The organism is Clostridium paridis, from assembly GCF_016765615.1.
GTDB classification, from domain to species: Bacteria; Bacillota; Clostridia; order Clostridiales; family Clostridiaceae; genus Clostridium_T; species Clostridium_T paridis.
Window position 1 is genome coordinate 745,380 of sequence record NZ_JAESWA010000022.1, and the last position, 12,973, is coordinate 758,352.

Annotated in this window: 10 protein-coding genes; 2 read left to right on the plus strand and 8 right to left on the minus strand. The window is 27.8% G+C overall.

Annotated features, from left to right (window positions below; all coding sequences use genetic code 11):
- Positions 1 to 112 precede the first annotated feature (112 nt).
- Positions 113 to 2,179 carry a helix-turn-helix domain-containing protein gene (locus JK634_RS11500; RefSeq protein WP_202767787.1) on the plus strand — a complete coding sequence of 689 codons (2,067 nt, stop codon included), beginning with the start codon at positions 113 to 115 and terminating at the stop codon, positions 2,177 to 2,179.
- Between the two features lie 456 nt (positions 2,180 to 2,635).
- On the opposite strand, the gene JK634_RS11505 is transcribed toward JK634_RS11500, so the two are convergent.
- The 5 genes from JK634_RS11505 to JK634_RS11525 form a co-directional block, all read right to left on the minus strand.
- Positions 2,636 to 3,898 (minus strand): helix-turn-helix transcriptional regulator, encoded by a 1,263-nt coding sequence (locus tag JK634_RS11505; protein ID WP_202768117.1) that lies wholly within the window; start codon positions 3,896 to 3,898, stop codon positions 2,636 to 2,638.
- Between the two features lie 19 nt (positions 3,899 to 3,917).
- A complete protein-coding gene (locus tag JK634_RS11510; RefSeq protein WP_202768118.1) occupies positions 3,918 to 5,219 on the minus strand; it encodes a helix-turn-helix domain-containing protein in 1,302 nt (433 codons plus the stop codon).
- Positions 5,220 to 5,436: 217 nt separating this feature from the next.
- On the minus strand, positions 5,437 to 5,607 hold the full coding sequence (locus JK634_RS11515) for a hypothetical protein (protein ID WP_202767788.1): 171 nt from the start codon (positions 5,605 to 5,607) through the stop codon (positions 5,437 to 5,439).
- 132 nt (positions 5,608 to 5,739) lie between these two features.
- Entirely contained in the window at positions 5,740 to 6,639 is a 900-nt protein-coding gene (locus JK634_RS11520; protein ID WP_202767789.1) for a ribonuclease H1 domain-containing protein, read from the minus strand.
- A gap of 39 nt (positions 6,640 to 6,678) precedes the next feature.
- Positions 6,679 to 7,680 carry a YkvA family protein gene (locus JK634_RS11525; protein WP_202767790.1) on the minus strand — a complete coding sequence of 334 codons (1,002 nt, stop codon included), beginning with the start codon at positions 7,678 to 7,680 and terminating at the stop codon, positions 6,679 to 6,681.
- Positions 7,681 to 7,851: 171 nt separating this feature from the next.
- Between JK634_RS11525 and JK634_RS11530 the strand changes: the two genes are divergently transcribed.
- On the plus strand, positions 7,852 to 9,597 hold the full coding sequence (locus JK634_RS11530; RefSeq protein WP_202767791.1) for an ATP-dependent metallopeptidase FtsH/Yme1/Tma family protein: 1,746 nt from the start codon (positions 7,852 to 7,854) through the stop codon (positions 9,595 to 9,597).
- A gap of 41 nt (positions 9,598 to 9,638) precedes the next feature.
- Here JK634_RS11530 and JK634_RS11535 read toward each other — a convergent pair whose 3' ends face one another.
- The 3 genes from JK634_RS11535 to JK634_RS11545 all read right to left on the minus strand — a co-directional run bounded on the left by JK634_RS11535 (position 9,639) and on the right by JK634_RS11545 (position 12,956).
- The gene (locus tag JK634_RS11535) at positions 9,639 to 10,535 is read right to left on the minus strand and encodes a rhomboid family intramembrane serine protease (RefSeq protein WP_202767792.1); all 897 of its coding nucleotides are present in this window, start codon (positions 10,533 to 10,535) and stop codon (positions 9,639 to 9,641) included.
- 136 nt (positions 10,536 to 10,671) lie between these two features.
- Positions 10,672 to 12,474 carry an oligoendopeptidase F gene (gene pepF / locus JK634_RS11540; protein ID WP_202767793.1) on the minus strand — a complete coding sequence of 601 codons (1,803 nt, stop codon included), beginning with the start codon at positions 12,472 to 12,474 and terminating at the stop codon, positions 10,672 to 10,674.
- Positions 12,475 to 12,557: 83 nt separating this feature from the next.
- Complete coding sequence (locus JK634_RS11545) at positions 12,558 to 12,956, minus strand: DUF6762 family protein (RefSeq protein ID WP_202767794.1); 399 nt, start codon at positions 12,954 to 12,956, stop codon at positions 12,558 to 12,560.
- Positions 12,957 to 12,973: the final 17 nt, after the last annotated feature.

The following is a 12,973-nucleotide window of genomic DNA, read 5'->3' on the forward strand; positions in this document are numbered from 1 at the left end:
AATAATAATATAAAAGTCAAAGAAAGTCAAAGTCTATTTTTTTATCTTCCTTTTATCTCTTTTTTCCCTTTATGATATAATATATTTATAAATAATAATTTGAGGTGAGAACTTGAGAAGAGAACATATAATTTATCCATTAGATATGCCAGTAACAATTTCATATTGCTCAATTGAAGATTATCCTATTCACTGGCACAACGCTATTGAGATAATATTTGTACTTAAAGGTACAATAAATGTAACCATAGATTCAGATACTTATGAAATTGAAGAAAAAGAGATGGAAGTAATCAACAATAACGAATCTCATAGAATATTTTCAAAGGATCCTGATAATAGAGTTTTAATCTTCCATATGGACTCAAGTTTTTTTGAAAAATATTATAATGACATAGAAAATATGTTTTTCTATCTTAATAGTTCAGATGAAGGAGCTCAAGAAAGTCAGGAATATGAAGATCTTAGAATTTTTCTTTCAATAATTCTCTGTGAGGCCATACAAAAAAGAGAAGACTATGATGAAGAAATTGAAAGTACTTTAATAGATATGCTATATCATTTAATTAACAATTTTCACTATTTAACCTATGAGAAGGAAGAGCTAAAGGACAATGAAGAACAATTAGAAAGATATCATAGAATTGCAAAATACATTTTCAATAATTACAACAATAAAATAAGTCTTCAAGAAATAGCTAAAAAAGAATTTTTAAGTGCAGACTATCTTTCACATGAGATAAAAAATGCCACTGGATATAGTTTTACTGATTTATTAAATCTTACAAGGGTTGAAGAGTCTATAAAACTACTTTTAGACAGCAATATGAGCATTTCAGAAATATCTGATGAGGTTGGTTTTTCTCATACAAGATACTATAATAAGAATTTTAAATTTTACTACAAATGTACTCCGCTTCAATATAAAAAGAAGTATAAATTAGATGAAAAATCTTATGAAAAAGCAAAAAAATTAACTTATTTAGAAACTTCTGAAGCACTTAAATTCCTCTACCCTTATCTAGAGGATTATGACAGATTTAACTATGAAAATAGAATTCATAAAATTCATATTAATATGGATGAAGAAATTTCTCCTTTCTCTGACGACTTTAGAAAAGTAATTAACGTAGGGGATGCCTTTGACCTTTTAATTGAAGATAATAAAGATAACCTCGAAGAAATCCAGGAAGAAATTTCCTTTAGGTACGGAAGAATATTTAATCTTTTCCACAGAGATATGGGAATTTTCCCTGGTAGCAGCTTTTATAATTGGAATAAAACAAAGACTGTTTTTGAATTTATGGAATATATTGAACTTACACCTCTAGTTTTATTGGAACAATTAGAGCTTACAGATGAGGAATTGATAAATGCCTTCCATAGCTATGTAGAGTATTTTTCGGAAATAGAGAGTATTGATTTTTATAACATAAAATATCAATTCCATAATGACTTTCCATCTGAACTTAAAAGTGAGATTATTAAAATTTTAGAGGAAAACTCATTGGAATATGAAGATGAAGGTTATATTGGAAATCACCTAGAAATAAACAAAATATACGACTCAGCTTATATGATACCTTATATTATTCACCAAGTAGCTAATAATAATATATCTTTAAATTTTATTAGGGCTTTTGACGTATTAGAGAAAGAGGTAGTACTTACTAATGAAGTATTTTTTGGTTCTTCAGGGTTGGTAAATGATATGGGAATTAAAAAACCTTCTTATTATGCTTACTATTTACTTGGTAAATTAGGAGATATTCTTGTCCAAAAAGGAGACGGCTATTTAGTAACTAAAAGCGATGATGAGTATCAAATTCTTCTTTATAATTATGGTGAAGAACTTAATAATTTAATTAGCTATGAAGCACTGGAAAAAAGAAGAGGTATTAAAAATACAACTGAAAAGAAAATATCCTTAAATATAGTAAATATAAATAGTAATGCACAAATAACTACCTATATATTAAATGAAAAAATAGGTTCATCCTACAATTACTGGTTAGGTATGGGAAAACCAATTAGATTAAATAAAGAAGAAAGGGAAATTCTTCACAAAGCTTCTTTCCCAGGCATTAATTTTAGATACACAAAGAAAAGTTCCGTTTTAAATCTACTACCTAAACTAAAAGGGTACGGTGCACATTTAATAATAATAAAGAAAGTATAAAACAATAATAAAAAAGTACAAAAACACCTTAATTAAGGTGTTTTTTTGTTTTTACTAATACTGGATTTATGAAGAACTTCTCGCAAATGTACCATTTTATAGCCTTAATTGTCAATGAATTTTACAAAACTTACCTCTATAATAATATTAAGAAATATTAAATGGAGCGTGAGTGTATGAAAATATTAAAAAGAATATTTAAGCCAATAAAAATAAGCTCCTTCAGTCCAAAACTTAGCTTATTTGAAATAACTTTTGACTTAATTAAAAAATATTAGTATAAATACTTTTCTTCTTATAATAGTAATAATTGATTTGTCTATATACTGATTTCGGCATAAATTAATTTTATATTGCAAATAAAAAGGGTTGTCCTTAATATGAATTCTCATAAGTTAAGGGCAACTCTTTATTATTATAATAACCAAAATGTTATAATTTTAACAAAATTTAGTCTTACAAAGTCTTCTCTAAAGATAAAGCAAGTGAAAAATACTTTAAAGCATCTCTTATTTCTCCAAGTCTATAGTACATTTGTCCCATGTCTATGTATCTTTGGTACCTATCTTCCTTATTACCAACTTTTAAGATAGCATCTAATGAAAGATTCATATACATTTCAGCTTCTTTAACCTTATTTTGCTTTTGTAATATTGTACCTTTTAGATAATATGATCTTTCAATTAATTTTATATTATCGCAATCAATAGCTAGATTAAGAGCTTCATCACATATGTTATATGCCTCATCATATTCTTCATAATCTATAAATAGCTTTATACAGTTATTCATAAATTCAACATATTTTATCCTATTATGTTTTGGAAAGATATGTAATCCTTCTTCTATTTCATTTATAGCTCTTTCCTTTTCCCCAATTCCAAAATAACATTCTCCATAATTCCACTTTGAAAGTGCCAATGATATAGGATTGTCCTTTTGAAAACTAAAAGCCTTTTTTACCCAAGCTTCTGCTTCAGATTTTTTTAGCTTTATGCACAGTGTTGCTAACAGGTTGTACATTTTCCCCTTATTTATTGAATCTTCAACATATTTAATATATTTCTCTACACACTTCATATCTTCATAAGCCTTATGTATTTCTTTTAACTTATAGTAACATAATGCCTTACTATATAACGTATATGCATATTCGCCTTTATCCTTAAACTTATTGCTACTAAGAACTTCTATAAGTCTTTCATAATATGTTATAGCTTCAGTATATTCTTTATTTTGGCAGAAATACTTACCCATATCATGAAAATAATTTATAACAATTTCTTTATCAATGTTTTTTTGAGATAAATAATAGTACTGAGATACTATCAATTGAATATTTTCATATTTTGACTCCTCAAGATAGTATTGAAATAATAAGTGCATTAATTCAAAAGATAAATCAAAATACTCATATTCATTTGCATATTCTAAGTTATATTTAATATTTTCTTCAATATCTTCCCCTGAAAAAAGATTCTTTCTAATTAATTCTATATTGTCTACAAGCTGTTCTTTAACATCTTTTAATAAATAATCTAAATCCAAAAACAACTTAGCGGCAATATACTCTAGAACTTCTTTTTCAGCCTTAATTTTTTCGTTCTCAATACAACTCATTTTTGAAATGGATATTTTATCCCCACAAAGTTCTTTTAATGTAATTCCCTTATAAACTCTTGCACGCTTTATTTTTTCCCCCGTTGATAGTATTTCCATCATATCACCCAATCTATTATTAATTTCTTAATAACCCTATGTCGCTAAATATATTAATCCCATAATCTAAATATTGTGCTGCTTCTTTGTCCCTTTTATTATCTATGTAGAATTTTCCAAGTATTATCGCTACTTGTCCAGCCTTCTTACTGCATTCATTATTGACTGCATAATTGTATGTTTCTATCAATATATTTTCTGCCTCTTCAAATTCTTCTTGTATTAAACGAAGTCTATAATTTAATAAATTACACTCAATTCGATTATCAATATCATTGTCATCGATCTTGTCATATATCTCATTTATAATTTCTTCACTCTTATCAACATCTTTTAATTTTAAATAATTTTCACATATATTTATAAGAGTTTCTATTAATTTGTTATCAGCATTTTTGCTTCTTATTTCCTTGGCAATATCATAGTGCATAAAAGACTCTTCTATATTCTCAAATTCATAAAATAACTTCCCTAAATTATTTTCTATTTCTCCAATATTTTTTGTGTCTTCTAATTCCTTATAAACATCTAGCGTTTTTTCAGAATATTTTATTGCATTCGCTAAATCACCTTTTTTATTATATTCTTCTGATAATAATAATAGAGTTCTTGCATATTCTTTTTTATTATGGATTCGTTTAAATTTTTCTGTTGCTAAAAATGAATAGTTTATTGATTCACTAATATTTTCAGTTTTGAATAAGGCTGTAGCCATATAATAATAAATTTCTCCAAGCAACTGATCGTTTCCAACACTGTTGTCTAAATACACCTTTTCAGCTTGTTTTAAATAAGAACTAGTAGAATGATACGCCCTAAGCTGTAATGTAATCTTTCCTAAATTAAGAAAAGTTTTTACAATTTCTTCAAAGTTGTTGTTTTTTATAAATATAACATTAGAAGATAGGAAATATTGTTGTGCTGCCACTAGTTCACCCTTTAGCATGTGTATTTCACCTGTTAAAAATAATATTTTTGCTTTTCTATATTCTAAATCATATTTTTCAGAATAATATAAAGCATTTTCAATATATTTCTCAGCTCCAAAATAATCTCCTGATAAAATATATGATTCAGCAATTTGTTCATAGTAAATACATATTTTTTCTGCTTGGGTTTCTTCAGATTCCATTAAATATTCAACAGAAGTCTTTAAAGCATCTGCTAAATATTCTAACAGATCCATAGATGGATTAGATCTTCCTGATTCAACTAAAGAAATTTGTCCAGGAGTTATTCTATCCCCTGCTAAATCCTTTAAGGTCATATTCAATTCTTTTCTTTTTCTTTTAATTTTTTCCCCTAATGAAAGTATTTCCATATCTAATCTTCCTTTTCTATGTATCATGTTTTAAAAAATTATTTAAAATGATTTAATTATTTTAAATTATAACACGAATTTTCAAATTTTAATACATTTTTTTGAAATTCTCATTATTTGCGCAGTAGTTTTCTACAATTTTTTTATTTTTGTATAAGTATTCCATATAATCATATATTTTCTTTTATAATGAAATAACTCGAGAAAATATCTCGAGTTATTTCATCCATCCCATAATATCAACTTTATCTTCAGCCATATCTATTACTTTTCTTCCAACTTTTCTAAATGTCTTTTGAGTTCTTCTGTCTAATTGTGGTAATATCATCATTCCAAAAGCTGCCCCTACTATTGCACCTGTTGTAATTCCACTTAGATATTTTTTCATAAAACTACACCTCTTACTCAATTATTATTTTACAAAACATTAATAAATAAAATTAATATAATGTTTTATACATATATTATGTGTAGTAATTATTTTTATACTCTTTGAAATATATGGGTATATTATCACTTTTTATTCAGCACTTATTTCTTTAACTATCTCTAAAATTCTTAATTGTTTTTCTTTAGATAACTTGTTAAGAATTCTATTTATTTCTTCAGGAATATTACTTTCTATTTCATCTTTTTTACTTTCATTACTTGTAATTTTTTGATTACCTACAACTACAATATTTTCTTCCTTATTATTAGTTATACTTAATATTTCAATTCTTACTTTTTCATTACTTACATATAGAATATTTTTAGCTAACCATTTATCTACAACTCTATCCGAAGCAATAGCTAATTTTTCTTTACATTTTTCATCTGCAAGTTCATTAAAGAATTCCCCAGTATGACTATCTACTTTAACAAATATAACTTCTATTCCTAACTTCATAAGTTCATTCATTCTATTAAAGTATTTTATAGAAGATTCTTCTCTTCTTTCCCAAAAACCTGTAGCATGATGGGCTATTCCTTCATAATCATGAAAAATTACAACCCTCTTATCCTTTTTACTCAAAGCATATTCTACGCCTTTGACTGCCGCTTCTAATTCTCCAGCTATCTGCCTTATATTGCTCTTAGAAGTATCTTCTGCAGATGCGCTATCAATATATTCAACAACATTATTCCTTACAGCAACTAATCCGTATGAGTATTTTTCAGTGCTTATATTATAACTTCCATCAACGTATATATGTAAGCAATCTTTTGGATATTCATCCACACCCATTTTTAGTAATTTACTTCCTTCTTCTAAGAACCGCTTAGCTTCATTTATGTCTTCAAAGCTCTTATATTTTGCTCCCTTAACGCCTTTAACATATTTTAAACACTCTGCCCATGTATTAACAATTTTATTTTCTATTTTTATGTTAGCTTCCGAATCAAAGCCTTCTTTTATAGCATAAACTTTCTTTCCCATTATATATGTGCTCCTTAAAATAATAATCAACTTTTCCTATTAAACAAATGAATCAATCAAGACATAAAATTTATCTAGTTTATTCCCCTTAGAAAATGATTTTAAATACTCTAATGCATTTTTAAGTACTAATATATTTTTATTACTCCCTTGCCAATTTTCTAAAAGAACTTCTAACGGCACATCATTAATCAACTTATTTAACGCAAAAAACACCACCGACATATCATCAATCTTCCCAAGCAAAGGAATCTTATCATTTATTATATCCTTTGGAATTATAATATATCCAAGAGAAGATGCTACTGCAATTTTTGTACTTTTATTAACTCTACTATCTTTTAACAGTCTAACTATTAATGCAATAATATCTGGTAAAATAAACAAGTAATCTTCTACTGGTTTAATACTATCAGGTATTTTTTCCTCTAGGAAGCTTCTTCCATCAGCATAAACATCTTGAACCTTTTCTATATTTTCAGTCTTATCTTCTAATAATAATATCTCATTATTTTCAATTAAGGTTGTCTTATTTTCTGCTGTGGTTAATATCTCATTTTCTATTTTGTCTTTACTATCTTTTTTTATAATATCCTTAATATCTATAATTATATTATGTAAAGTTACATTTATACCACTTTTACTTACTTGTATTTCCTTTATATCCATAGCAAAGTTTTTTATATCTTTCATTAATTTATTAAAGTTAATAATAACCTTATCTTCACTATGCTCAACACCCATATTCTTTAAATCTTTTAATATGTTTTTTAGAATAAACTTTCTAATAAGCTTTATAGCTGGAATTCCAAGAACTTTTATCTCTTTTAATCTAAATATTAATTCATCTTTTTTTACTTCAATTATCTCAACTGCAACTCTAAATTTAACTCTTAATATCTTTTTAAAACTTCCTGTAATTCTTATTACTTTATCTATTTCAATATCATCTATTTTAAGTCCTTTAAAGGTAATTACCTCTTCTAATAGGCCTAATATATCTTCTTTAGATAACTTCACACAAATCTCTGATACCCTCATGGTTCCCCCTCCAAAATATCTAGTAATAACCACTTAAGTATAACTCATAATTGGACAATTATCCATAACTTACATTGCCAAAAGTTATGAGATTCGTTAGACAAGAAATTTTAAACCCTTATAATCATAATTGTAGTATATATTAACTAGATAAAAATCTTGGAGGGATGTATGAAAATATTTAAAAGTAAACTTTTAATAATTCCAATAATTATTTTTATTTCATCATTAAGTTTTCTTGCATATACTAACTTAAGTTACAGAGCTCATAAAGATAAATCTTATTTAGACTTTAAAAATGATTTTTCAAGCAACAACATATTAAAAGTCTACTTTTCTACAAATAATAAACTCTTAGTAACCTTAAAATCTGGAGATAAATATTTAACTGAAAATCCTGAAACCCCTAACTTTAAAGAATCTTTACTTAATAAAAGCGTTATAATTGAAACTGAAAAGCCACAATCTCTATCAACTGTTTTACCTTCGCTTGGTATTATGATATCAGTATTTTGGCTAGCGTTTTACTTCATGAATAATAAAAGGTTCTCTACAAGCAATGGTTTTTCACCAAAAGTTGTATCAGACAATATTAAAACTAATTATGATTTTGATAAAGTTGCTGGAAACGATGAAGCTAAAGAAAGTTTAAAGGATGTTGTGGATTTTTTAATCAATCCAGATAAATACGTAAAATATGGTGCTAGAATCCCAAAAGGAGTTATTTTATATGGGGAACCAGGTACAGGTAAAACTCTTCTTGCTAAAGCTGTAGCTGGAGAAGCAAATGTGCCTTTCTATGCCATGAGTGGTTCTGACTTTATGCAGATGTATGTTGGAGTAGGTGCTTCAAGAATCAGAGATTTATTTAAGAAAGCAAAGGAAGCTGGAAATGGAAAAGCTCTTATTTTTATAGATGAAATAGATGCCATTGGTAAAAAAAGAGATGGAGGAAAGCAGTCTTCTGGTTCAGATGAAAGAGATCAAACCTTAAATGCATTACTTACAGAAATGTCTGGTTTTACTGAAAAAGAAGGTATTGTTGTTATTGCTGCTACAAATAGACTTGATATCTTAGATCCAGCCTTACTTAGACCAGGCAGATTTGATAGACATATAGAGGTTTCATTACCAGATATTAATGCAAGAGAAAAAATACTTAAACTGCATTTAGACAACAAACCTTATAGTGATATTAATATAAGAGACATCGCTGAAAAAACCGCGTATTTTTCAGGTGCTAAACTTGAGAGTTTAATTAACGAATCTGCAATACTTGCTGCAAAGAAAGACACAGAATTTATTACAATGGAACATATTAGTACTGCTTTTGACATTGTTGTAGCTGGTTATGAAAAGAAAGATAGGGATTACTTAAGTGAAAAAGACAGAAAGATTACTGCTTATCATGAAGGTGGACATGCCCTTTGCTCCTTAATTAGAATTCCAGAAGATAAGGTATCAAAGGTAACAATTATCCCAACAACTAAAGGCGCTGGTGGATATACGCTAACTATTCCTAAAGATAGTTCGTATCAAACTATATCTCATTTAAAAAATAGAATAATGGTTCTTCTTGCGGGAAGAGCTGCTGAAGAAATTATTTTCGGAAAAGATAACATAACTACAGGAGCCTATGGGGATTTAAAATCTTCCACTGAAATAATTATTTCTATGTTATCAGAATACGGAATGGGAGCTAATCTAGGTTTGTTAAAAATGTCTTCTTTAGGTTCTATGGGTAATTCATATGGAAACTTAATTATTGAAGAAGCTAAAGAATTATTAGAGAATTTATACACAGATACGAAAAATCTTTTGCATGAAAATATAGATACTCTTCATTTACTTGCAAAAGAGCTACTTGAAAAAGAAACCATATCAAGTAATGACTTAGAAGCAATAATTACAAATTAATAGACGTTTCTCAACAATTAAGTTGAGAAACGTCTTATTTTTTACTTTCTTTTATATAATATAAAACCTAGGACTAATCCAGTTAGCAATCCTCCAATATGCCCATACATATCTATGTTTGGTAGCATGAATCCAATAATTAAGTTCATTGCAATAATTGAAACCAAATTTACTAAAAAGTCTTTACCTATTCTAGTTCTTTCTTTATAGGCAAATACTAATAATCCTCCTAATAGTCCAAAAATAGCACCTGACGCTCCTACTGAAAGAGAGTTAGTAAGCATGGATGCACCTGATGCACCAACTGCACTTAAGAAATATATAATTACAAAGTTTCTATTTCCATAAATTCTATTAACTTGGTTACCTGTATAAAATAATGAATACATATTAACTGCTATGTGAACCAAACCTCCATGTAAAAAGGCAGATGTTATTAATCTCCAGTATTCTCCGGCTTGAATTGCTTGAGTATATTTCGCACCAAGTTCATAAAGCACATCTGATTTTATATCCATGACACTTCCTGATAAGAATGCACTATATATAAATACAAAAATATTAATTGCTATAATTCCCATTGTTATATATGATAAAGTACTAGTTGTTGGTCTTCTATATAATGAATTTAATATATCAATAAACGGTGTTTTATCATTCCATGACGCTACTACTTGTTTCTCGTCTGGTGAAAAGTAAATTTCGCCTGATTTTAATTCCTCTCCATTATAATTTCCCTCAATTACTTTAATAAATGATCCCTCTTCTGATTCTAATGTAATATCTCTATTTTCCTTAGATACTACCCCTACAAATATTTCTCCATTGTCAACTTTCATTTTAGCGATCCATTTTAAATCTCCCTGATTAACATCCTTAATATAGAAGCCAAATTCATTTACCAGTTTGTTTAACAGGAGTTGTTCGAAACTCTTCATAAAAATCCTCCTTAAGTTTGCCAAAATATTATGCATTAATTGATATTTTAACACTATTTAGATAAAAATGAAATTTATTTCTTTTTATATCTCTACATAATTAAAGGACGATTAAATGTTAACCGTCCCCTAATAATTATTTAATTTCTTTTTCTAGCATATCTAATAATTCATTAAATCTCTCTAATGTCGCTTCAAGTGGTTTTGAAGATGTCATATCTACCCCTGCATTTTTTAATATATTAATTGGATAGTCTGAGCCTCCACTTTTTAAGAATCCCTTATATTTCTCTACTGCATCCTTTTCTCCTTTTAATATAGAATTAGCAAAGGATGATGCTGCTGCATAACCAGTTGCATATTGATATACGTAAAAGTCATTATAGAAATGTGGGATTCTACTCCATTCACTTTCTATTTCTTGATCCACTATCATATGATCTCCATGATATTTCTTATTTAAGTCTAACCAAATACTGTTTAAAGCTTCTGCAGAAAGAGGTTCTCCATTCTCTAAGCTTTCATGAGTTAAAAGTTCAAATTCTGCAAACATTAATTGCCTAAATACTGTAGTTCTAATTTGTTCAAGTTCTTCATTTATTAAATACAATTTTTTATTTTTGTCATTTTCATTCTCTATAAGATAATGAATAAGAAGAGCTTCATTTGTTGTTGATGCTACTTCAGCACAAAAAATTGTATAGCCTGCATAAAAATATGGTTGAAATTTTCTTGAATAATAAGAGTGAATTGAGTGTCCCATCTCATGAGCTAAAGTGGATACATCATGTTGCTGGAAATTATAATTCAATAAAACATAAGGCATAGTATCATAACTTCCCCATGAGTAAGCTCCTGATCTCTTTCCTTTATTTTGGTAAACATCTACCCATCCATTATCAATTCCCTCTTGAAAAATTCCTAAATACTCCTCTCCTAGAGGATTTAAAGCTTTCTTAATTATTTCAATTCCTTTTTCATATTCTATATGCTCTTTTGGAACATCTATTGCTGGGACATATAAATCATACATGTGCATTTCATCTAGTTTTAATAATTTTTTCTTAAGTTTAATGTATCTGTGTAATAACGATAGATTTTCGTTTATAGTTTTCACTGAATTTTTATAAACATCTAATGGAATATCATTTGGCTTCAAGGCTTGCTCTAAAGCACTTGAATATTTTCTTGTTTTAGCTGAAAATATATCATTTTTTATTGATGCACTTAAACTTGCTGCAAGAGTATTTTCTAAAGCCTTATATCCACCATAAAGCTTTTTAAATGCATTTTCTCTTACTGATCTATTTTTACTTCTTACAAAAGTAGAATAGTTACCTTCATTTAATTCCACATCATTTCCTTCATCATCATTTGTTGTTCCAAAGGTCATGTCTGCATTAGTTAAAAGATTATGAATATTTGAAGGTGCATCTAAACAATCAGATACAGAAGCCATTAATTCTTCCATTTCCTTAGTAAGTACATGTGGTTTTTCTTTTAATATATCCTTAAATAAAAATTCATATATCTTTAGTTCAGGAATTCTATCTATCTCTTTTATTAGAAATTCCTCAGTTAATTCCAAAATTTCAGGAACAAAAAATGCACTATAACTTCCAAGTTCAGCTAAGTAAGCATCAATTTTATCTTTTAACACTTGAAACTTAGAATTTGCAGTATCCTCATCACTTCTTAGATGTGCATAAATCATTAACTTTTCAGCTTTTCTAGAAGTTTTTTCACTTAATTTCATATATTCTAATATTTTTTCTCCAGTTTTAAGCTGACCAGAGTACTCCTTTAGCTTTGGTGCCTCATCTTTAAGCTCCTGAAATTCTTTATCCCACTCATCTACTGAGCTATAAACCTTAGATATATCCCATTTATAAGATTCATCAATTTCATTTCTATTTTTCAATTTTTTATCTTCACTCATTTTTTCACCTCATTTTTTATATAGGGTTTTAAGTTCAATGAACAACTTCTTTATGTATGAATAAATTAAGTGCCCTAAAAAACCTATATATACTCGCTTTCTTTGTCTTTTATATCCTCCAGTACTTTTGAAATACACTCATTGATAATTGTACAAAGTTCATTTAGAATTGCTCTAATTTCCTCATGGTCATCCTCATAATCAAACGTTATCTTCCAAAGTGGATTAAATTCGCTATCTATTTCTTCAATATTGTATCCAAGTTTTTCAAATGCATCCACATCAAACAAATCATATATTGCTGAGAACTCCCAGTCTTCCACATCCTTACCAGTTCCGAAAAATAAATTTACTACTCCATCCTGTAAATATAACTTTGTTACATATATTGCACCTTCATTTACGCTATAACTGCCTACTTCTCTTATTAAATGCCCTGTAGCTCCATCTCTTTCCATTAAAACTAATGCTGAAAAATCCATTTAAGTCCCATCCTTTC